General features: G+C 66.9%; 18 protein-coding genes. 9 read left to right on the top strand and 9 right to left on the bottom strand.

Features of this window, described 5'->3' with window-relative positions:
- Positions 1-304 precede the first annotated feature (304 nt).
- From RZE77_RS27530 to RZE77_RS27520, 3 genes are all read right to left on the bottom strand, one after another.
- Positions 305-730 carry a barstar family protein gene (locus tag RZE77_RS27530; protein WP_086012221.1) on the bottom strand — a complete coding sequence of 142 codons (426 nt, stop codon included), beginning with the start codon at positions 728-730 and terminating at the stop codon, positions 305-307.
- A 50-nt stretch (positions 731-780) separates the two neighbouring features.
- Positions 781-1,191: a guanyl-specific ribonuclease gene (locus RZE77_RS27525; RefSeq protein ID WP_319428284.1), complete on the bottom strand. Its 411-nt coding sequence runs from the start codon at positions 1,189-1,191 to the stop codon at positions 781-783.
- A 180-nt stretch (positions 1,192-1,371) separates the two neighbouring features.
- Positions 1,372-3,714, bottom strand: coding sequence for an NADP-dependent malic enzyme (locus tag RZE77_RS27520; protein ID WP_319440110.1), 2,343 nt, complete (start codon positions 3,712-3,714; stop codon positions 1,372-1,374).
- 165 nt (positions 3,715-3,879) lie between these two features.
- Between RZE77_RS27520 and RZE77_RS27515 the strand changes: the two genes are divergently transcribed.
- The 7 genes from RZE77_RS27515 to RZE77_RS27485 all read left to right on the top strand — a co-directional run bounded on the left by RZE77_RS27515 (position 3,880) and on the right by RZE77_RS27485 (position 12,498).
- Positions 3,880-4,929: an SPFH domain-containing protein gene (locus RZE77_RS27515; protein WP_021013152.1), complete on the top strand. Its 1,050-nt coding sequence runs from the start codon at positions 3,880-3,882 to the stop codon at positions 4,927-4,929.
- A 9-nt stretch (positions 4,930-4,938) separates the two neighbouring features.
- Positions 4,939-6,420, top strand: coding sequence for a DUF4178 domain-containing protein (locus tag RZE77_RS27510; RefSeq protein ID WP_319440109.1), 1,482 nt, complete (start codon positions 4,939-4,941; stop codon positions 6,418-6,420).
- Positions 6,421-6,483: 63 nt separating this feature from the next.
- Complete coding sequence (locus RZE77_RS27505) at positions 6,484-6,702, top strand: DUF350 domain-containing protein (RefSeq protein WP_015868006.1); 219 nt, start codon at positions 6,484-6,486, stop codon at positions 6,700-6,702.
- 14 nt (positions 6,703-6,716) lie between these two features.
- Positions 6,717-8,261 carry a polyamine aminopropyltransferase gene (locus RZE77_RS27500; protein ID WP_319428281.1) on the top strand — a complete coding sequence of 515 codons (1,545 nt, stop codon included), beginning with the start codon at positions 6,717-6,719 and terminating at the stop codon, positions 8,259-8,261.
- 159 nt (positions 8,262-8,420) lie between these two features.
- Positions 8,421-10,028 carry an FAD-dependent oxidoreductase gene (locus tag RZE77_RS27495; RefSeq protein WP_319440108.1) on the top strand — a complete coding sequence of 536 codons (1,608 nt, stop codon included), beginning with the start codon at positions 8,421-8,423 and terminating at the stop codon, positions 10,026-10,028.
- An 81-nt stretch (positions 10,029-10,109) separates the two neighbouring features.
- Entirely contained in the window at positions 10,110-11,474 is a 1,365-nt protein-coding gene (locus tag RZE77_RS27490) for an esterase-like activity of phytase family protein (protein ID WP_319440107.1), read from the top strand.
- A gap of 49 nt (positions 11,475-11,523) precedes the next feature.
- The gene (locus RZE77_RS27485; RefSeq protein ID WP_319440106.1) at positions 11,524-12,498 is read left to right on the top strand and encodes a LysR family transcriptional regulator; all 975 of its coding nucleotides are present in this window, start codon (positions 11,524-11,526) and stop codon (positions 12,496-12,498) included.
- Positions 12,499-12,531: 33 nt separating this feature from the next.
- Here the strand turns inward: RZE77_RS27485 and RZE77_RS27480 are convergent, their stop codons facing one another.
- Genes RZE77_RS27480 through speD form a run of 4 tightly spaced genes read right to left on the bottom strand, consistent with a single transcriptional unit; the run spans position 12,532 to position 16,197 of the window.
- Positions 12,532-13,683: a hypothetical protein gene (locus tag RZE77_RS27480; protein ID WP_319440105.1), complete on the bottom strand. Its 1,152-nt coding sequence runs from the start codon at positions 13,681-13,683 to the stop codon at positions 12,532-12,534.
- Positions 13,680-15,074, bottom strand: a complete 1,395-nt coding sequence (locus tag RZE77_RS27475; protein ID WP_319440104.1) for an aminopeptidase P N-terminal domain-containing protein — start codon at positions 15,072-15,074, stop codon at positions 13,680-13,682. The genes RZE77_RS27480 and RZE77_RS27475 overlap by 4 nt, the downstream gene beginning before the upstream one ends.
- A complete protein-coding gene (locus RZE77_RS27470) occupies positions 15,071-15,781 on the bottom strand; it encodes a nucleotidyltransferase family protein (protein WP_319440103.1) in 711 nt (236 codons plus the stop codon). Before RZE77_RS27470 ends, RZE77_RS27475 begins: the two co-directional genes overlap by 4 nt.
- 35 nt (positions 15,782-15,816) lie before the next feature.
- Complete coding sequence (gene speD, locus RZE77_RS27465; protein ID WP_124959209.1) at positions 15,817-16,197, bottom strand: adenosylmethionine decarboxylase; 381 nt, start codon at positions 16,195-16,197, stop codon at positions 15,817-15,819.
- 135 nt (positions 16,198-16,332) lie between these two features.
- Here speD and RZE77_RS27460 point away from each other — a divergent pair, with 135 nt between their 5' ends.
- Both RZE77_RS27460 and gap read left to right on the top strand, forming a co-directional pair.
- The gene (locus RZE77_RS27460; protein WP_319440102.1) at positions 16,333-18,438 is read left to right on the top strand and encodes a transketolase family protein; all 2,106 of its coding nucleotides are present in this window, start codon (positions 16,333-16,335) and stop codon (positions 18,436-18,438) included.
- Positions 18,439-18,501: 63 nt separating this feature from the next.
- Complete coding sequence (gap, locus tag RZE77_RS27455) at positions 18,502-19,503, top strand: type I glyceraldehyde-3-phosphate dehydrogenase (RefSeq protein WP_015867997.1); 1,002 nt, start codon at positions 18,502-18,504, stop codon at positions 19,501-19,503.
- Positions 19,504-19,572: 69 nt separating this feature from the next.
- Here gap and RZE77_RS27450 read toward each other — a convergent pair whose 3' ends face one another.
- Together RZE77_RS27450 and RZE77_RS27445 are read right to left on the bottom strand one after the other, a co-directional pair.
- Positions 19,573-20,166, bottom strand: a complete 594-nt coding sequence (locus tag RZE77_RS27450) for a hypothetical protein (protein WP_319440101.1) — start codon at positions 20,164-20,166, stop codon at positions 19,573-19,575.
- Positions 20,167-20,194: 28 nt separating this feature from the next.
- Positions 20,195-20,764: a hypothetical protein gene (locus tag RZE77_RS27445; RefSeq protein WP_319442426.1), complete on the bottom strand. Its 570-nt coding sequence runs from the start codon at positions 20,762-20,764 to the stop codon at positions 20,195-20,197.
- Positions 20,765-20,807 lie beyond the last annotated feature (43 nt).

Genomic DNA, 20,807 nt, shown 5'->3' with positions numbered 1-20,807 from the left:
AACCGGCTTTGCCGGGCCGCAGGTGTTGCCCCCTCGAGGGGGAGGCGGCTACACGAAGTGAGCCGCTTCGGGGGTGGGCTCGTTCAGGCCGCCGCGAGCCAGTAGCCCGCGTTGAAGGGGCTGCTCATGCGCAATGCGAGCGGCGAGACGTCGACCAGTTTGTCGGTCGGCATCTTCTCGCCTTCGGGTTCCGTGCCGGCTGCCGCATTGGCGGTGTTGCCGTTGATTTCGATGCCATCGAGTGCTGCGCCGTTCGGCTGAGCCTCGTTCGCCCGTTCTGCTTGGCTGGTGTGTGCAGAACGGGCTACAGAAAAGAATAGAAGCAGCGGAACGGGACTTTTCGGTCGCCCCAGTAGTCGGAGGCGTCGCGGAAGATGTCGAGCAGCTGCTCGCGCGCTTCCTTGTCGAACTTGGCGTTGGCCGGGATCTGCTCGAGCACGATCACGAAGCCGGGCTGCGGGCCCGATTTATGCAACGGGTCGGTCATGCAGTCGTACAGCGCGTCGAAATTCTTGCCGAAATGCGCCGGAAAGGTGAACTGCTGGGCGATCAGGTCCAGAACGTCCTGCTTGGTCTGGGCATTCCCCAGATTGGCGTACAGGAAATGCTGGCCCGCGGCATTGGCGGCTTCCTGCAGGTCGTTCACGCGGAACGCACGAATCGACTGCACGATGTTCGGGCGTACGGCACGAAGGGATAAAGTCATCTCCGCTGGTCTTTCCATAGTCATCATCATTTCTTCGGGGCGCTTCGGGGCCCCGCTCAAGTCTTTGTCATCGCTCATGGTGCAATCCGTCTGAAACTCGCGTAGTGGTCTGCCGTGTACCAGCAGGCCTCGGGTGTGGTGCGCTGTTCTCCGCCGCAGACAATGCGCCGTGCACCGCGATCGCGCGAGCCGGGCGTTGCCACCGTGTACTCGCGGTAGTGACCGCGCCGCGCGGGCGGCAAAAGACGCTCGCGGTTGCCAAATACCGTGCCGTCCTTTTCGTATCGGAAGGGGCCGCCACTCAGGATGGCTTCGTAGGTTCGCTGGCCCTGAACCGGCAAGTCGGACAGTGCGATCGATTCCTGGGCGGGCTTTCCGGTGCCGAACCATCCGCGGGCCTCGGCCCCCGTCGCCAACGCCGCCAGCATCAAGCCGGTGAGCGCAAACTTAGTGACAGAGGACGTGATCGAGGCGTAAGCCGCCATGGGGCACCACAAGAAAAGAGCGGGGTTCCGAATTGGCAGCCAACCCTGGGGTTAACCCGCAAATTCAAGCCCGCGAGTGTGCACCACGCTGGCGAAAATAGCAAGCGACTGCCCAAAGTTTGAGCAGTCGCAAGGGGATCGAGTGGCGCTTTAAGTTGGCGGCCACTCTCGCCAAATGGCTTATCGCTCTGCGTTTGCGTCGGCGACTGTCAAAGCTGTCATGTTCACGATGCGCCGAACTGTTGCGCTGGCCGTGAGAATATGCACAGGTTTGGCGGCGCCGAGCAGCACCGGGCCGATCGCGATGTTGCCGCCGGCCGCGGTCTTGAGCAGGTTGTAGGAAATATTGGCTGCGTCGATGTTCGGAAAAACCAGCAGGTTGGCGTCGCCCGCCAGCGCGCTGTGCGGCATCACGACTGCGCGCTGCTTGCTGTCGAGCGCCACGTCGCCGTGCATTTCGCCGTCCACCTCGAGCCAGGGCGCCTGCACGCGCAGCAGGTCGAGCGTCTTGCGCATCTTGATGGCGCTGGGCTCGTTGCTGGTGCCGAAGTTGGAATGCGACAGCAGCGCGGCCTTGGGCTTGAGGCCGAAACGCATCATTTCCTCGGCCGCCATGGTCGTGATCTCGGCCAATTCCTCGGGCGAGGGGTCGTAGTTGACGTGGGTGTCGACCAGGAACACCTGGCGGTCGGGCAGCAGCAGGCCGTTCATGCAGGCGTACACCGGCACGTCCTGCGGCGTGCTTTCGCAGCCGCCGGGGCGCTTGCCGATCACCTGGTCGATGTAGTGCAGGTGGATCAGCGTGGTGCCCCAGGTGCCGCAGATCATGCCGTCGACCTCGTCCTTGTGCAGCAGCATGGCGCCGATCAGCGTCAGGCGGCGGCGCATCTCGATCTTGGCGGTCTGCACCGTCTGGCCCTTGCGTTCCGTCATGCGGTGGTAGGTCTGCCAGAAGTCGCGGTAGCGGTGGTCCTGCTCGACGTTGACGATGTCGTAGTCGAGCTCTTCCTTCAGGCGCAGGCCGAACTTCTCGATGCGCTGCGCGATGATGGCCGGGCGGCCGATCAGCGTGGGGCGCGCAATGCCCTCGTCGACCACGATCTGGGCGGCGCGCAGCACGCGCTCTTCCTCGCCCTCGCAGTACGCCACGCGCTTCTTCTGCGCGCGCTTGGCGGCGTCGAAGATCGGCTTCATCGTGGTGCCCGAGGCGTAGACGAAGCTCTGCAGGCGGTCGCGGTAGGCGTCCATGTCCTTGATCGGGCGCGAAGCCACGCCGCTTTCCTCGGCGGCCTTGGCCACTGCCGGCGCGATCTTCATCATGAGACGCGGATCGAAGGGCTTCGGAATCAGGTATTCAGGCCCGAAAGTCAGCTTTTCGCCAACGTAGGCGGCAGCAACGCGCTCGCTCTGCTCGGCCTGGGCGAGATCGGCAATGGCACGCACCGCGGCAATTTCCATCTCGTCGGTGATCGTGGTGGCGCCCGAATCGAGCGCGCCGCGGAAGATGTACGGGAAGCACAGGACGTTGTTGACCTGGTTCGGGTAGTCGGTGCGGCCGGTGGCCATGATCACGTCGGGGCGCACGGCGTGGGCGTCCTCGGGCGAGATTTCCGGGTTCGGGTTGGCCAGCGCGAAGATCACCGGGCGCGGCGCCATGCGGGCCACCATGGCGGGCTTGAGCACGCCGCCGGCCGACAGGCCCAGGAACACGTCGGCGCCCTCGATCACCTCGGCCAGCGTGCGGGCCGTGGTTTTCTGCATGTACTGGCGCTTGTCGTCGTCCATGAGCTCTTCGCGGCCTTCGTAGACCACGCCGGCCAGGTCGGTCACGAACACGTTCTCGCGCTTCAGGCCCACCTTGAGCAGCAGGTTCAGGCAGGCCAGCGCCGCGGCGCCTGCGCCCGAGGTGACCAGCTTGACCTCGCTGATGTCCTTGCCAGCCACCTTGAGGCCGTTGAGCATGGCCGCCGCCACGGTGATGGCCGTGCCGTGCTGGTCGTCGTGGAACACGGGAATCTTCATGCGCTTGCGCAGCTCGCGCTCGACGTAGAAGCAGTCGGGGGCCTTGATGTCCTCCAGGTTGATGGCGCCGAAGGTGGGCTCCAGCGAGGCGATGATCTCGACCAGCTTGGCCGGGTCTTTCTCGTCGATCTCGATGTCGAACACGTCGACGCCGGCGAACTTCTTGAACAGCACGCCCTTGCCTTCCATCACCGGCTTGGAAGCCAGCGCGCCGATGTCGCCCAGGCCCAGCACGGCGGTGCCGTTGGTGATCACCGCCACCAGGTTGCCGCGCGCCGTGTACTTGAAGGCGTTGGCCGGGTCCTTGACGATTTCCTCGCAGGGCGCGGCCACGCCGGGCGAATAGGCCAGCGACAGGTCGCGCTGGTTGACCATCTGCTTGGTGGCGGCAATGGCAATCTTGCCCGGCACCGGAAGCTCGTGGTACTCGAGGGCGGCGCGCCGCAATTCGGCGCGCTTGTCTTCGGGCGTGGGGGTCGATGAGATCGTCGAATCGGACATGGGCCGTTGCTCCTGGTGGCGCTTCTTCTGGGGGCGCCGATTGTAGACCTCGGCCCATGACGCCATAGGCCGCATGGCGGAGATCGGCCATGCCAAAAGCACGAAGACCCGTCAAGACGATGTGGCAATATGCACAGTCCGGAAAAAAATCGACGAGGAGCGGCCATGGCCCTGATGGATTTCATCAAGAAACAGTTCATCGACATCATCCAGTGGACCGAGACTGGCGACGGCACGCTGGCCTGGCGCTTCCCGATGGCGGAAATGGAAATCCAGAACGGCGCCTCGCTCACCGTGCGCGAGTCGCAGGTGGCGGTGTTCGTCAACGAAGGCCAGGTGGCCGACGTGTTCGGCCCCGGCATGTACAAGCTCACGACGCAGACGCTGCCCGTGCTCACGTACCTGAAGAACTGGGACAAGCTGTTCGAGTCCCCGTTCAAGAGCGACGTCTACTTCTTCAGCACGCGCCAGCAGGTCGACCAGAAGTGGGGCACGCCGCAGCCCATCACCATCCGCGACAAGGACTTCGGCGCCGTGCGCCTGCGCGCCTTCGGCAACTACAGCTTCCGCATCGGCGATGCCAAGCTGTTCCACACCGAGATCTCGGGCACGCGCGACATCTACGGCGTGGCCGACCTCGACGGCCAGCTGCGCGGGCTGGTGCTGCAGAACATCAGCAACGCCATCGCGTCCAGCGGCGTGCCGTTCCTCGACCTTGCCGCCAACCAGATCCAGTTCGCCCAGGCATTGGCCGCGCAGCTGGTGCCCGAGTTCGAGAAGATCGGCATCAAGCTCGAGAACATCACGGTCCAGAACGTCTCGCTGCCCGAAGAGCTGCAGAAGATCCTCGACCAGAAGATCGGCATGGGCATGGTCGGCAACGACATGGGCAAGTTCATGCAGTACCAGACTGCGCAGGCCATTCCCAAGTTTGCCGAAGGCGCGGGCGGCGGCAGCGGCATCGCGGGCGATGCCATGGGCCTGGGCGCCGGCGTCGCGCTGGGCCAGGTGCTGGCGCAGAACCTCGCGCAGGGCCTGAGCCCGAGCGCGGCAGCGCAGGCCGCGGCGACCCAGCAGCAGCCGGCCGTGGCCGTGGTGAGCCCGGCCGACGTGATGACCACGCTCGAGAAGCTCGGCGAGCTCAAGACCAAGGGCATCCTCACGCAGGAAGAGTTCGACGCCAAGAAGGCGGAACTGCTCAAGAAGCTGGTCTAAGCACCGGCAATGGCTGAGCAAGCAGGCGCCCAGCGCGCCTACCGTGCGCCCTGCCCTGGCTGCGGCGCACCGGTCGAATTCAGGTCCGCGCAGTCGGCCTTCGCCGTTTGCCCCTACTGCCAGAGCACCGTCGTGCGCCAGGGCGAGACGCTCGCGCGCATCGGCAAGATGGCGGAGCTGTTCGACGATTTCAGCCCGCTGCAGCTGTTTGCCGCGGGCCGCATCCAGAACCAGCCGTTCACCATCGTCGGCCGGCTGCAATACAGCAACCCCGGCGGGCGCTGGACCGAGTGGATCGCCGCGCTCGATGGCGACCGCACCGGCATCCTGAGCGAGGACAACGGCGCCTACGTCTTCGCGCTGCCCTTCGAGCTGCAGCGCACCGCGCCGCCGCCCACGGACCTGCGCGTGGGTGCCACCAGCGCATTCAACGGCCAGGGCTACACCGTTTCGTCGAACGAACAGGTGGCGCTGCTGTCCGCGCAGGGCGAACTGCCGCACCTGCCCGAGCTGGGCCGCCCGTTCCCGATGGTCGAGCTGCGCAGCGACAAGGGGCTGGTGCTCAGCATCGACTACGGCACCGAGCCGCCCGGTGCCTACCTGGGCCGCTCGGTGCAGCTCGAGGACCTGCAGCTCACGGGACTGCGCGACGAATCCGCCAAGGACGAAAAAGGCCGCGCCTTCAACTGCCCCAACTGCGGCGCGCCGGTCACGGTCAACCTGTCCGACAGCAAGAGCATCACTTGCGGCTCGTGCAACAGCATCATCGACCTGTCGCAGGGCATCGGCGGCGAGCTGAAGCACGCGGAGCAGAACGAACCCGTTCGACCGCTCATCGCCATCGGCAGCATGGGCCAGCTGCAGGGCGCGCAATGGCAGGTGGTGGGTTTTCAGCACCGCATGGGCGTGGAGCCCGGCGACGACGAGCACTTCGGCTGGAACGAATACCTGCTGTACAACAAGAAGCGCGGCTTCAGCTTCCTGGTCGATGCCGAGGACGGCTGGAGCATGGTCAAGCCGACCACCGGCGCGCCGGTGATGGCCGAGAACGGCAGCAGCGCCAGCTACCTGGGCAAGCGCTACACGCAGCAATACGCCTACAACGCCGAAACCACCTACGTGGCGGGCGAGTTCTACTGGCAGGTGGAGCGCGGCCAGAAGACCTTCAACCGCGACTTCGCGAACGGCAGCGCGCTGCTCTCGATGGAGCGCTCGGCCAACGAACTGACCTGGTCCTCGGGCAGCAAGCTCGACAGCGGCCTGGTGTCCGCCGCCTTCAAGCTCGACGACAAGAAGGACATGTTCGTGCGCGGCGATGCGCTGCCGGTCAGCGCCGCATCGGGGCTGGGTTGCGGCACCATCATCCTCATCGTGATCTTCATCATCGTGCTGCTGGTCATCCTGAGCACCTGCAGCGGAGGGTCGTCCGGCGGGTCGCGTGGCTACGGCGGCTCCTACGGCGGCTACTCGAGCGGCGGCGGCCACAAATGAAGAAGAGCACGACAGCTCCGCTGATGTCACTTATCACTACTGCTACTACGACTGGAGGTCCCCATGGGATTTGAATGGCTGAAACCGGGCGTGGTCCTCGGATCGCTCGTGTATGCGCTGCTTGGCGTGCTGATCTTCTGGCTCTGCTTCCTGATCATCGACAAGCTCACGCCTTATGACCTCTGGGGCGAGATCGTCGAGAAGCAGAACGTGGCGCTGGGCCTGGTGGTGGCCGCCATGAGCCTGGGCATCTGCGTCATCGTCGCCGCAGCGATCCATTGAGCGGGGAGGCGGCCGTGTCCGCGCATTCCGCCGATGCGCGCGGGCCGCAGCCGGTCGAGATCGCGCTGCTCGCCAGCGTGTTCGTGGTCGCGGCCTGCGGGCTGGTCTACGAGCTGACCGCGGCCGCGCTGAGCTCCTACCTGCTCGGCGACTCGGTGCTGCAGTTCAGCACCATCATCGGCACCTACCTATTCGCCATGGGCGTGGGCTCGTGGCTCTCGCGCTTCTTCGAGCGCCAGCTGCCGGCGCACTTTTTGCGCATCGAACTGCTCGTGGCGCTGGTCGGCGGCGCGCTGCCGGCCATTCTTTTCCTCGCGAACGCCTACGTGCCCGGCGCCTTCCGCCTGCTGCTCTACGGGCTCGTGGTGGTGGTCGGCACGCTGGTGGGGCTCGAGATCCCGCTGGTGATGCGCATCCTCAAGCGCAACATCCAGCTCAAGAACCTGGTGTCGCAGGTGCTCACCTTCGACTACCTCGGCGCGCTGGCGGTGTCGGTGGCCTTTCCGCTCATCCTGGTGCCGCAGCTCGGCATGATCCGCACCGGCCTGCTGTTCGGCATCATGAATGCGGCGGTGGCCGTGTGGGCGCTGTGGCTGTTCCGCCATGAGCTGCGCCGCATCGGCGCGCACGCGCTGGCCTGCTTCCTCGCGCTGGCCGCGCTGGTGGGCGCCTTCGCCGGGGCCGGCCACATCACCACGCTGGCCGAAGACAGGTTCTACCAGGACCGCATCGTGTTCAGCGCCACCTCGCCCTACCAGCGCATCGTGGTCACGCGCGGGCAGCTCGGGCACCGGCTGTTCCTGAACGGCAACCTGCAGTTCGCCGAGCGCGACGAGTACCGCTACCACGAGGCGCTCGTCCATCCGGTGATGGCCGCGCAGGGCGCGCCGAAGAAAGTCGCGGTGCTCGGCGGCGGCGACGGCATGGCGGTGCGCGAGATCCTGAAATATCCCTCGGTCGAATCGGTCACGCTGGTGGAACTTGACCCGAACATGACCCAGCTCTTCACAGCGCACGAAACGCTGGCGGCGCTCAACGGCCATGCGCTGTCTTCGCCGAAGGTGAAGATCGTCAATACCGATGCGTTCCAGTGGTTGCAGGAGGCCGGGGACTTTTTCGATGTGATCGTGGTCGACTTCCCCGATCCCACCAACTTCGCGATCGGCAAGCTCTACACCAACAGCTTCTATGCACTGCTCGAGAAGCGCCTTTCGGCGAGCGGCTACGCGGTGATCCAGACCACCTCGCCGCTGGTCGCGCGCAAGAGCTACTGGACCGTGGCGGCGACCATCGAGTCGGTCGGCCTGCGCGCGACGCCCTACCACGCGCATGTGCCGAGCTTCGGCGAATGGGGCTTCATCATCGCGAGCCGGCGGCCGTACCGCATGCCCGATGCGCTGCCTTCGGGCCTGCGCTTTCTCTCGCCTTCCACCTTGCCGCTGATGTTCGACTTTCCGCTCGACATGGCGCGCGTGCCGGCCGAAGTGAACCGGCTGTCGAACCAGACCCTTGTCACCACCTATGAGCAGGAGTGGGGCAAGGTGATCACGACGCACTAGGGCCTGTTAACGCTATGGAAGGGGTCGCGAAGCTCGCCACAGCCCGCCCGTCAAGGCGCGTGACGCCGTGCGTGCGTGCGCACGCACAAGGAGCGCAACGCCGAGGGGCGGGCTGTGGCGAGCTTCCCTTCCATAGCGTTAACAGGCCCTAGGGACGGCATGCAGCGGCGCGATTTCCTCGGCGTGGCCGGTGCGGCGGGTGCCCTTGCGCTCGCGGGCTGCGAGGCCCCGCCGCCGCCCATCGAAGGCGGCTTCACCGGCATCGATGTGGCGCGCGGCCATGCGCTGCGCGACGGCACGCTCAAGAGCTCGTCTCCGGCAACCGCCAAGCGCACGCGGGTGGTGATTGCCGGCGGCGGCGTCGCAGGTCTCGCCGCCGCGCGCGCACTGCGGCTCGCGGGCATCGAGGACTTCGTGCTGCTCGAACTCGAGGATGCGGCAGGCGGCAATGCGCGCGCCGGCATGGTGGGCGGCATTGCCTGTCCGCTCGGCGCGCACTACCTGCCGACGCCCGGCGACGATGCGCGCGAAGTGCAGGACCTGCTCGAGGAACTCGGCCTGCGCCGGCGCGTGGCGGGCCGCTGGGAATACGACGAACGCCACCTTTGCCACAGCCCGCAGGAGCGGCTGTTCTTCCAGGGCGAGTGGCAGGACGGCCTGCTGCCCATGCACGGCGTGGGCGCCGAGACGCACGCGCAATACCGCAAGTTCGCGCAGCGCATCGACGCCTTGCAGCACGCTGCGCACTTCGCCATTCCCGCGCAGAGGGCCGCGGTCACGCCCGAGCTGCTCGCGCTCGACGCCCTCCCTTTCGCGAACTGGCTCGACGGCGAGGGCTTCGGCGATGCGCAGCTGCGCTGGTACCTCGACTACTGCTGCCGCGACGACTACGGCGCGGGCGTCGAACAGGTCTCGGCCTGGGCCGGCATCCACTATTTCGCAAGCCGGCACGGATTTCACGCGCCGGGTTCATCGAGCAGCGGCGCCGATCCGAACGCCGAGCGCGACGGCGTGCTGACCTGGCCAGAGGGCAACGGCTGGCTCACGAAGCGGCTGGCCGAGCCGCTGGGCGACCGGCTGCATACGGGCCAGGCCGTCACGCGCATCGCCGAGCTTCGCGGCGGCGTCGAGGTCGACGCGTGGGATGCCGCGTCGAAATCGCTGGTGCGCTGGCAGGCCGAGCGCTGCATCGTTGCGCTGCCGGTGTTCATTGCCGCGCGCGTCGTCGAGAACGGGCCGGAGGTGTTGAAGAACGCCGCCGCGCACCTGCGCTATGCCCCCTGGCTCGTGGCCAACGTGCACCTGCGCGGACCGCTTGCGGATCGCCCCGGCGCCGCGCCGAGCTGGGACAACGTGATCTACGGCACGCGCGGCCTCGGCTATGTCGATGCGCGCCATCAGGCACTCGACCCCACGCCGCGCGGCACCGTGCTGAGCTGGTACCGCCCGCTTGGCCCGAGCCGCCACGACGGCGCCGATGGCCGCCGCCTGCTGCTCGACCGCCCCTGGACCGGCTGGCGCGACGACCTGCTCGCCGAGCTCTCGGTGCCGCACCCCGACCTGCCTTCGCTCGCGACGCGCATCGAGATCACGCGCTACGGACACGCCATGTCGATCCCACGGCCGGGCCTGCTCGCGCAGATCGGCGCGCATGGCGATCGCGTGGCTGCGGGCCGGCTATCGTTCGCGCACGCCGACTGGTCGGGCTACTCGATCTTCGAGGAGGCGTTCACGCGCGGTCACGTCGCGGGCGCGGCGCTGGCCTGAAGGCGCCGGTGCCTTCATGTCATGGCCGCGTCACGCGTGGTCGGCATGGTCTCGCGTTTCGACACGGAACCCTCTTTTCCAATGACGCGTCCTGCCTCTTTCTTCTTCTGTTCTTCCTTCATCGCGCTGGCCGCCGCGCTCGCCTGCGGCCACGCCGCCGCCCAGACCGCCTTCCCCGCGACACTCGCGGGCCATGCCGTGCTGCCCGCGCAGAGCTTCGTTGCTGCGCCCAAGGATGCATCCGCCGACCTGCAGGCCAGCGGCAAGTTCACCTCGGGCAAGCGCGTGGAGGCATTGGGCACGGTGGAAGGTCTCTCGGCCGGACGCGGCACCGGTGTCTCGGTGCCCTTCAAGGGCCAGCCGTTGCAGGGCCACTCGGGCATCAAGAAGATGGACGATGGCTCGTTCTGGATCCTCACCGACAACGGCGCCGGTGCCAAGGCCAACTCGCCCGATTTCATGCTCTACCTGAACCACTACAAGGTGGACTTCAAGAGCGGAAAGTTCAACCGCCTGAACACCATCTTCCTGCACGATCCGGACAAGAAGGTGCCGTTCCGCATCGTCCATGAAGGCACGAAGCAGCGCTACCTGACCGGCTCCGACTTCGACCCCGAGAGCTTCCAGTTCGCCGGCGGCGCATTGTGGATCGGCGAGGAGTTCGGCCCGTTCCTGATCAAGGCCGACCGGAAGGGCAAGGTGCTCGCGGTGTTCGACACGCAGGTCGACGGCAAGGCCGTGCGCTCGCCCGACCATCCGGCGGTCACCACGCCGGGCGCACCGGGCGGCGCGGTCGATTTCCAGGTCAAGCGCTCCAAGGGCTTCGAAGGCATGGCCGCGTCGAAGGACGGCAGCAAGCTCTATGCGCTGCTCGAAGGCCCGGTGTGGAACGCCGAGGCGAAGGACTACGAGAAGCTGGATGGCAAGGAAGCGCTGCGCGTGCTGGAGTTCGACGTGGCGTCTGAAAAATGGACCGGCCGTCATTGGAAGTACCCGCTCGAAGCGAATGGCCACGCCATCGGCGACTTCAACATGATCGACGCGACCACCGGGCTGGTCATCGAGCGCGACAACGGTGAAGGCAGCAGCGACAAGGGCTGCCCCGAAGGCCAGAAGCGCAGCGACTGCTTCCACGACATCGCGAAGTTCAAGCGCGTCTACAAGATCGAGCTGAGCGACGCCAACGTGGGCGGCGCGGTGCGCAAGATCGGCTACATCGACCTGCTGAACATGGCCGACCCGGCCAAGCTCGCGCGCAAGCCGCTGAACGACGGCGTGCTCAAGTTCCCGTTCTTCACGATCGAGAACGTCGACGTCGTCGATGCCACGCACATCGTGGTGGGCAATGACAACAACCTGCCCTTCTCCAGCAGCCGCGAGCCCAACAAGGCAGACGACAACGAGCTGGTGCTGCTGGAGGCGGGCGCGCTGTTGCAGGCCAGGTAGGCAGCGCCGGCGCGAGCCGCCGGCGGAAGCGCGTCCTCATAATTCGCTCATGTCCCCCGACCTGCTCCCCGCGATCGCCGCCTTCGCACGCGTTGCGCACCACGCCAGCTTCACGCGGGCGGCGCAAGAGTTGGGCGTATCGCCCTCGGCCCTGTCGCAGACCGTGCGCACGCTCGAGGGGCGGCTGGGCGTGCGCCTGCTCGACCGCACCACGCGGCGCGTCGGCGTGACCGAGCTGGGCCAGCAATTGCTCAAGGGCGCGCAGCCGGCGCTGGCCGCGCTCGCGCAGGCGGTCGAAGGCCTCGACGAGGCGCGCGACAAGCCGGCCGGGCTGCTGCGCCTGAACGTCGCGCGCGTGTCGGCCGAATTGCTGCTGAATCCGCACTTCGCGGACTTTGCCGAGGCCTATCCCGACATCACGCTGGAGCTGGTCTGCGACAACCGCATGATCGAACTGGTCGAAGGCGGTTTCGATGCCGGCATCCGGCTCGGCGAAAGCCTGGCGCAGGACGTGGTGGCCCTGCCGGTGGGTGGGCCGCAGCGCATGGTGACCCTGGCGTCGCCGCGCTACCTGGCGGGGCGCAGGCCGCCGAAGACGCCCGAGGACCTGCGCGAGCACCAGTGCCTGAACTATCGCCTGACCACGGGCGCCCTCTATCGCTGGGAATACGCGCAGGACGGCCGCGTGCTCGATGTCGAAGTGGCCGGGCCGCTGATCAGCAACGACGGCGATGTGCTGCTGGCCGCCGCGCGCGACGGCGCGGGCATCATGGTGGCCTTCGAAGGCATGGTGCGCGGCGATCTGGAAAGCGGGGGCCTGGTGCCGCTGCTCGAGCCCTGGTGGCCCACCTTTCCGGGGTTCTACCTGTACCACCCGAGCCGCGCGCAGATGCCGCGCAAGCTCAGGGTGTTTATCGACTTCCTCCAGGCGCGGCATGCGCCGCCGCCGGTGTCGCAGCGCGCCGTCAAGCTCGCATCAGCGCCTCGATCTCGTCCGCCTTCACCGGCACGCCGCGCGAAATGAGTTCGCAGCCGGCACAGCGGCCCCTGCGCGCACTCAGTGGACGATCTTCCACCCGATGATGAAATACGTGGCGAAGGCGGTGGCAATCCAGATCCACGCCAGCGTACGCTGCTCCCGGTCAAGAGGGGCGTGCAAGGATCGGCTGCCTGCAGGAGCGGCCAGGCGGGTCGTAGGCGAACCTGGGTCGATCCCGACCGCCTGCAAGGTGGCGGCCGACCATTCGCCCGGCCGCCGCCGGAACTCGGCGAGGGCGTGCATCCATTGCGGCGGCAGCAGGAAAGGCGCGGCCAGCGCCATCAGCACCGCGCAGCAGGCGCGCACATTCCTCGAGGTGCTTGCGCGAGGACCGGCGAAAAAATCCAGCGTGTGAGCCAGGTCCAGGAACAGCCGTTCACGGTCCTTCGCTGGCGTTCGCCAGCGGGTGGCAGGCAACGATGCGCGGCCGTCGCGCATGAACACCGCAATGAAGTCGAGGACAGCCTTGCGCGCTTCGGTGTGGGGATCGTGCGATCGCGTGCATTGATGGCCGACTCGCCAGGCGGGCAGCGTGAAGGCCAATGGTTTCGTCCCCTGCGGCGATGTGCAGACGAGTGAATCGTCCTTGTCCAGTACCAGCAGGCGCAGAGCCTCGACGCTTTCCGTCCCCGGGAAGCCGGGGCGATGGACGACGCGGATCCGGTCCCACGCCACCCACTGTTCCTTCGTGCCGTCGTGCCACCACAGTCTCTGGTTGAGCCGGTCGAACAGGAAGCCGACGCTCAACCGCGTGGGGGCCAGCAGTTCCTTGAAAGTCGCGAAAATCCAGAGCGCCCCGAAAGCGACGGCACACAGCCCCATACAGACCAGCCAGAGGGCGAGCAGCGCGCCCCAGAGGGACTGCGGCATGTCTGCGTAGAACAGCAGCGCCACCATCGGCGCCGCGGCCAGCAGGCCGAACCAGATCGCATAACCAGAAAAGGCGGACTCGGGCTCCCGCAGTTCCAGTGCGGTATCGCCGATCCGCGAGATCACGCCTTCCGCGCAGGCCGAGGACTGCGGCGGGCCCTTGGTCTTGTGGATGTCGTAGATGCGGTACTCATGCCCATCGAAACGACCAGACTTCCTGTGATGCACCAGCCATTGCTGCATCCAATACGGTGGGCGGTCCTCCACCGGGTTGGAAGGCCGCTTGCGGACGGCGCTCACGCGCGCATCAGCGCCTCGATCTCGTCCGCCTTCACCGGCACGCCGCGCGAAATGAGTTCGCAGCCCGTGGCCGTGACGATCGCGTCGTCCTCGATGCGGATGCCGATGTTGTGGAACTGCTCGGGCACGCCCTCGGCGGGGCGCACGTAGATGCCGGGCTCCAGCGTCAGCACCATGCCGGGGTGCAGGATGCGGCTCGGCCGGTTCTTGATGAGTTCGTTCGACAGCGGGTCCTTGCGCTCGCTCACCTCGCCCACCTGCGTGGGCTCCACGTAGTTGCCGCAGTCGTGCACGTCCATGCCGAGCCAGTGGCCGGTGCGGTGCATGTAGAACTGGAAGTAGGCGCGCGAGTCGATCACGTCGTCGACGCCGCCCACCTTGTTGGCATCGAGCAGGCCCAGGTCGAGCATGCCCTGCGCGAGCACCTTCACTGCCGCATCGTGCGGATCGTTGAAGCGGTTGCCGGCCTTGGTGGCCGCGGCCGAGGCGTCCTGGCTGGCCAGCACCAGGTCGTACAGCGCGCGCTGCGGCCCGCTGAACTTGCCGTTGGCCGGAAAGGTGCGCGTGATGTCGCTCGCGTAGCCGTCGAGCTCGCAGCCCGCGTCGATCAGCACCAGTTCGCCATTGCGTACGGGCGCCGCGTCGGCGCGGTAGTGCAGCACGCAGGCGTTGGCGCCCGCCGCCACGATCGAGCCGTAGGCCGGGTATTGCGAGCCGCCCAGGCGGAACTCGTGCAGCAGTTCGGCGTCGAGGTGGTATTCACGCACGTCCTTGCCTTCGCGCAGCATGCGCGCCGACAGCTGCATCGCGCGGATGTGGGCCCGCGCGCTGATCTGCGCGGCGCGCCGCATGATGTCCTGCTCGTGCGCGTCCTTCACCAGGCGCATTTCGTCGAGCGGGCCGCACAGGTCGTGCAACTCCTCGGGGCACAGCGCGCCGTAGCGCACGCGCGCGCGCACCGATTGCAGCCAGCCGTCGACGCGGGTTTCGAGCCCCTTGTGGATCGCGAACGGAAACCACACGGTCGACTTGTTCTCGAGCAGCTTCGGCAGCCGGGCGTCGAGCTCGTCGACCGAGAAGGCCTCGTCCACGCCAAGCGCCGCGGGGGCCGCATCGGGGCCCAGGCGATAGCCGTCCCAGATCTCGCGCTCCAGGTCCTTGGGCGCGCAGAACAGCATGCTGCGGCCGTCGCCCGCGAGCACCAGCCAGGCGTTCGGTTCGGTGAAGCCGGTCAGGTAGTAGAAGTAGCTGTCGTGCCGGAACAGGAAGTCGCTGTCGCGGTTGCGCTGGCGCTCGGGCGCGGTCGGGACGATGGCGATGCCGTCCTTGCCCAGTTGCGAGGCGAGGCGCGCGCGGCGCTCGGCGTAGATCGTGGTGTCTTCTGAGGTCATCTTGGCGTGTTCAGTTGAAGAAGCCGTTCGGGCGTTCCCACGTCGGTCCAGGGACCGGTGTAGAGCTCGGCGCTCACGCGTTCATTGTCCATCGCGGCGCGCAGGATCGGTGCCAGCGGGGCTTTGGCGCCCGCCGGGTTGCCGGCCGGGATGCCGCAATAGGGCGGCGCGAAGAGCGCGGCGCGGTACAGGCCGATGGTCGAGAAGGTGTACTTCTCGGGCGCCGAATTGAGTGCCAGGCCTTCCGCGGAAATGCCGAAGTCGCCCTTTGGGTTGTGCGCCGGGTTCGGCACCAGCCACAGGTGCGCCAGCTTGCCGCTGGCCGCGAAGCGGTCCACTGCGGCCTGCGTGAAGGCGAAATCCGGCGCGAACACGTCGCCGGCCGCCACCCAGAAAATCTCGCCCAGCTGCGGCAGCGCGCGCACGATGCCGCCGGCCGTCTCCAGCGCTTCGCCGAAGTCATGGCCTTCGTCGGAGTATGAAATCGATAGCGCAGGGTGCCCATCCAGCAAGGGATTGGGGCCGAAGCGGTTTGATATCTTCTCGCCGAGCCAGGCAGTGTTGACCACCAGCTCGGTGAAGCCGCCGGCGGCCAGCGCCTCCATCGGCCACTGCATGAGCGGCTTGCCGCGCACTTCGAGCAGCGGCTTGGGCGTGGTGTCGGTCAGCGGCCGCATGCGTTCGCCGCGGCCTGCCGCGAGGATCATCGCCCGCACCGCAGAAAAAGAAGACGCCACCGGCTTCAAGCGGCCACCCGGCCGCGCAGCAGCTCGTTGCGTTCGCTGTGGCGCGGCTGGAAAAGCGCGACCAGGCATTCCATCAGCGCATGCGCCTTGGCTGAATGGTCGCCGCCGAAGTTGCACACATACACGTCGAGCGTGGCGCCGCGCTGCTCGGGCCAGGTGTGGATGCACAGGTGCGATTCGGCCAGCAGCACGGTGGCCGTGACCCCGCCCGGCCCTTGGGGTGTGGCCGGAAAACCATGGACCAGCTTGCCCACCGGCTGCAACCCGGCGGCCGTTGCCGCCTTGAGGCAGACGGCGCCGAGCGCCTCCTTGTCGGTGAGCCATTGCATGGCGCATTGGCAGTCGTGGAGATCGGCGGTGAGGTGCAGCCCGTGCATGGGTGGCAACTCTAGCAGTCCGCGTGTCGCCAAAGAACATCAGTCGGGTGTTCGGCCCGTATCGGAGGGGGTTGGAGCGAGCCCGGTAAAATCGCGGGTTCCCCCCAATCCACATTCCCCGAAAGTCCACCGCCCATGGCAAACCAAGCCCTGATGGCCAACGCGATTCGCGCGCTGGCCATGGATGCCGTCCAACAAGCAAACTCCGGCCATCCGGGCGCACCGATGGGCATGGCCGACATGGCCGTCGCACTCTGGGGCGAACACCTGCGCTACAACCCCGCGAACCCGCACTGGTTCGACCGCGACCGCTTCGTGCTGTCGAACGGCCACGCCTCGATGCTGCTGTATTCGGTGCTGCACCTCACGGGCTACGACCTGCCCCTCGGCGAGCTCAAGAACTTCCGCCAGCTGCACAGCAAGACCGCGGGCCACCCCGAGGTCGACGTGACCCCCGGCGTGGAAACCACCACCGGCCCGCTGGGCCAGGGCATCACCAATGCCGTGGGCTTTGCGCTGGCCGAGAAGCTGCTCGCGGCCGAGTTCAACCGCAAGGACCACGCCATCGTCGACCACCACACCTACGCCTTCCTGGGCGACGGTTGCATGATGGAAGGCATCAGCCATGAAGCCTGCGCGCTGGCTGGCGCCTGGCACCTGAACAAGCTGATCGCGCTGTATGACGACAACGGCATCAGCATCGACGGCCAGGTGAAGCCCTGGTTCATCGACAACACCGAAGAACGCTTCAAGGCCTACGGCTGGAACGTGATCGGCCCGATCGACGGCAACGACGCCAAGGACGTGTCCAAGGCCATCGCCAAGGCCAAGAAGGAAGATTCGAAGCCCACCCTCATCATCTGCAAGACGCAGATCGGCAAGGGCAGCCCGAACCGCGCCAACACCGCCAAGGCGCACGGCGAGCCGCTGGGCGCCGACGAAATCGCGCTCACCCGCGCCGCGCTGAACTGGCCGTACGCGGCCTTCGAAGTGCCGCAGGAAGCCTACGCCGACTGGAACCACAAGGAAGAAGGCGCCCGCGCCGAAGCGGCCTGGAACGACAGCTTCGACGCCTACGCCAAGGCCTACCCCGTCCTGGCCGCCGAGTTCACCCGCCGCATGAAGGGCGAGCTGCCGAAGAACTTCCACCAGGTGGCGTTCGACACCGTGGTGGCCGCCCACACCAAGGGCGAAACCGTGGCCAGCCGCAAGGCCAGCCAGCTCGCGCTCGAGGCCTTCACCGCCGCACTGCCCGAAATGCTCGGCGGCAGCGCCGACCTCACGGGCTCCAACCTCACCAACACCAAGAGCACCGCCGCGCTGCGCTTCGACGCCAAGACCGGCGCCGTGGTGCAGAACGCGCCTGTCGCGACGCAGCCTGCGCAAGGCGCAGAAGACGAAGCCGCGCAGGGCGCAGCCGTCGAGCCGCCGCATGGCGAGATCGGCCGCCACATCAACTATGGCGTGCGCGAGTTCGGCATGGCGGCCATCATGAACGGCGTGGCGCTGCATGGCGGCTTCATTCCCTACGGCGGCACCTTCCTGACCTTCAGCGACTACAGCCGCAACGCCATCCGCATGGCCGCGCTCATGAAGCGCCGCGTGGTGCACGTGTTCACGCACGACTCCATCGGCCTGGGCGAAGACGGCCCCACGCACCAGTCGATCGAGCACGCCGCCTCGCTGCGCCTGATTCCGAACCTCGACGTCTGGCGCCCGGGCGACACCGCCGAGACCGCCGTGGCCTGGGCCGTGGCGCTGCAGAACCAGTCGCGCCCCACGGCGCTGCTGCTGAGCCGCCAGAACATCGCCTATGCGCCCAAGGGTGACCTCGGCGACATCAGCCGCGGCGCCTACGTGCTGTCGGAGCCCGAAGCCGTCGGCCTCAAGAGCAAGAAGACCGCCGCGGTCATCATCGCCACCGGTTCCGAAGTGCAGCTGGCACTGGCCGCGCAGAAGCTGCTGGCCGAAAAGAAGATTGCCGTGCGCGTGGTGTCGATGCCCTCGACCACCACCTTCGACCGCCAGGACGTGGCCTACAAGAAGGCCGTGCTGCCCAAGAAGCTGCCGCGCATCGCGGTGGAAATGGGCTGCACCGGCGGCTGGTGGAAGTACGGCTGCGCGGCCGTCGTGGGCATCGACAGCTACGGCGAGTCGGCCCCGGCACCGGCGCTGTTCAAGCACTTCGGCTTCACGGCCGAGAACGTTGCCGCCACGGTCGAAGCCGCCCTGCGCGGCTGAGTCCGGCCAAGCGTTTTTCTTTCTGTTCGATCAAAAAGTTTTTCAACCTTAGGAGCAAATCAGATGGCTATCAAACTCGGTATCAACGGCTTCGGTCGCATCGGTCGCAACGTGCTGCGCGCAGCGGTGCAGAACTTCAAGAACGACATCGAGATCGTCGCCATCAACGACCTGCTCGAGCCCGACTACCTGGCCTACATGCTCCAGTACGACTCGGTGCACGGCCGCTTCAAGGGCGAAGTCACGGTGGAAGGCAACACGCTGATCGTCAACGGCAAGAAGATCCGCCTCACGCAGGAGCGCGACCCGGCGCAGCTGAAGTGGAACGAAGTCGGCGCCGACATCGTGCTCGAATCCACCGGCCTCTTCCTCACCAAGGAAACCTGCCAGAAGCACCTCGACGCGGGCGCCAAGAAGGTGATCATGTCGGCGCCGTCGAAGGACGACACCCCCATGTTCGTCTACGGCGTGAACGACAAGAAATACGCCGGCGAAGCCATCGTCAGCAACGCCAGCTGCACCACCAACTGCCTGGCGCCGCTGGCCAAGGTGCTGAACGACAAGTGGGGCATCAAGCGCGGCCTGATGACCACCGTGCACGCCGCCACCGCCACGCAGAAAACCGTGGACGGCCCGAGCAACAAGGACTGGCGCGGCGGCCGCGGCATCCTGGAAAACATCATTCCCTCGAGCACCGGCGCTGCCAAGGCCGTGGGCGTGGTGATTCCCGAGCTCAACAAGAAGCTCACGGGCATGAGCTTCCGCGTGCCGACCTCCGACGTGTCGGTGGTCGACCTCACGGTGGAGCTCGAGAAGGAAGCCACCTACAAGGAAATCTGCGCCGAGATGAAGTCGCAGAGCGAAGGCGCGCTCAAGGGCGTGCTGGGCTACACCGAGGACAAGGTGGTGGCCACCGACTTCCGCGGCGACCCGCGCACCTCGATCTTCGACGCCGAAGCCGGCATTGCGCTGGACGGCACCTTCGTGAAGCTCGTGAGCTGGTACGACAACGAATGGGGCTACTCGAACAAGTGCCTCGAAATGGTGAAGGTCGTGGCGAAGTAAGGCTTCGCGGACTCGACAGCAAAAACGCGCCCTCGGGCGCGTTTTTTCATGGGCGAGGCACCGGGCGTTTCAGCGCAGCTTCTCGTTCCTGCGGATCTCGCTGCTGAGCTGCGAAGTCAACCGCGTGGCGGCGCGCCGGGCGGCGAGCCCGTAGTCGCCGTTGAATTCGCCGAACTCCGCCGTGCCGTTGCCGACCGCGCGCACCCGCGTGACCTCGGCACCGGCGGCATCGCTCACCACGCAGCTCACCTCGGCGGTGAACGAGGTGGGCGGCCAGGTGATCCAGGAGGACGAACTCGAATCGGTCTTGATCTGCGGCGTGAACACCAGCGACACGCCCGCTGCCTCGTTGGCCCTTGCGTCGCCCGCGGTGCGCAGCACGACCACGTCGCGGTAGACCGCGCGCAGCGCATCGCGGATCGACTTCTCGAGGTCGCGGTACGGGTAGTAGCTCACGCGGTCGCCGCTGCCGCCGGCCGTGGTCACCTGCTGGTCGCGCTGGGCGTCGGTCATCACATAGGCCACCTTCTTGGGAAGGAGGCGCGCCTGCGATCGCGGCGGCGCGGTTTCCGTGATCATCGTGATCGGATGGGCGCAGGCTGCGAGCAAGGCCGTCAGGACCGCAGCGGCCAACAGGCGAGCGGCCGAAAAAGAAAAAGGCATGGTGCGGTTTCTCCAGCGCTGGCTGTGGCTAGGGCGCAATGGCCGCAATGAATTGCGGATCGGCATACACCTGCCGCAGCAGCGCGCGCACCAGCCTCGGATAGGCGGCCTGTCCGGCGGGCACGGCCACGATGTTGGCGTAGCTCGAATCGAAGGCAAGCTCGCCGCGGTAGGTCTTGCGCAGCCTCTGCGCGGACGCGCGCGTCACGACCACCTCCACGTCCATGCGGCCCGTGCCGTTGATCACGCCAAGGTCGAGCTCGTTGACGAGTATCCGCGCCGCGATGCGGGTCGGGGCCTTGGGATCGTAGGCCGATATCTCCCCCAGGTCGCGCATCAGCGCGTCTTCCAGGTACTGCGCGAAGGTGCCGCTGGGCGAAAGCAGCTTCGCGCGGCGCAGGCGGAGGGTGTTGACACTGTCGTTCGGGTCGGTCGGCTGCACCTTGGCGACCGCCACCATGCCGGGGCGCGCGGCTTCGAGCCGGTCGAGCGCCTCGTAGTCGGCCGCATAGGGCGGCGCGGCCAGCTGCGCGCAGCCGGACGCCAGCACCAGCGCGGCCGATGCGAAGAGCGTTGCGGTGAAAGCGCGCAAGCGCACACCCTGCGGTCTGAAGAAGATCGCCATACCTTGTGTCCCTCCT

It is taken from the genome of Variovorax sp. SPNA7 (assembly GCF_033807855.1).
Lineage (GTDB): Bacteria > Pseudomonadota > Gammaproteobacteria > Burkholderiales > Burkholderiaceae_C > Variovorax > Variovorax beijingensis.
The sequence above is the reverse complement of the archived record's forward strand: the minus strand, read 5'-3'. Positions and strand labels throughout refer to the sequence as shown.

Excerpts from the sequence above, each read along its gene's own strand:
- RZE77_RS27515 (WP_021013152.1), top strand. The coding sequence starts at position 3,880 with ATGGCCCTGATGGATTTCATCAAGAAACAGTTCATCGACATCATCCAG.
- RZE77_RS27520 (WP_319440110.1), bottom strand. The coding sequence starts at position 3,714 with ATGTCCGATTCGACGATCTCATCGACCCCCACGCCCGAAGACAAGCGC.
- RZE77_RS27530 (WP_086012221.1), bottom strand. The coding sequence starts at position 730 with ATGACTATGGAAAGACCAGCGGAGATGACTTTATCCCTTCGTGCCGTA.
- RZE77_RS27495 (WP_319440108.1), top strand. The coding sequence starts at position 8,421 with ATGCAGCGGCGCGATTTCCTCGGCGTGGCCGGTGCGGCGGGTGCCCTT.
- speD (WP_124959209.1), bottom strand. The coding sequence starts at position 16,197 with ATGCACGGGCTGCACCTCACCGCCGATCTCCACGACTGCCAATGCGCC.
- RZE77_RS27510 (WP_319440109.1), top strand. The coding sequence starts at position 4,939 with ATGGCTGAGCAAGCAGGCGCCCAGCGCGCCTACCGTGCGCCCTGCCCT.
- RZE77_RS27485 (WP_319440106.1), top strand. The coding sequence starts at position 11,524 with ATGTCCCCCGACCTGCTCCCCGCGATCGCCGCCTTCGCACGCGTTGCG.
- RZE77_RS27450 (WP_319440101.1), bottom strand. The coding sequence starts at position 20,166 with ATGCCTTTTTCTTTTTCGGCCGCTCGCCTGTTGGCCGCTGCGGTCCTG.
- RZE77_RS27525 (WP_319428284.1), bottom strand. The coding sequence starts at position 1,191 with ATGGCGGCTTACGCCTCGATCACGTCCTCTGTCACTAAGTTTGCGCTC.
- RZE77_RS27470 (WP_319440103.1), bottom strand. The coding sequence starts at position 15,781 with ATGATCCTCGCGGCAGGCCGCGGCGAACGCATGCGGCCGCTGACCGAC.
- RZE77_RS27475 (WP_319440104.1), bottom strand. The coding sequence starts at position 15,074 with ATGACCTCAGAAGACACCACGATCTACGCCGAGCGCCGCGCGCGCCTC.
- RZE77_RS27505 (WP_015868006.1), top strand. The coding sequence starts at position 6,484 with ATGGGATTTGAATGGCTGAAACCGGGCGTGGTCCTCGGATCGCTCGTG.
- RZE77_RS27490 (WP_319440107.1), top strand. The coding sequence starts at position 10,110 with ATGACGCGTCCTGCCTCTTTCTTCTTCTGTTCTTCCTTCATCGCGCTG.
- gap (WP_015867997.1), top strand. The coding sequence starts at position 18,502 with ATGGCTATCAAACTCGGTATCAACGGCTTCGGTCGCATCGGTCGCAAC.
- RZE77_RS27460 (WP_319440102.1), top strand. The coding sequence starts at position 16,333 with ATGGCAAACCAAGCCCTGATGGCCAACGCGATTCGCGCGCTGGCCATG.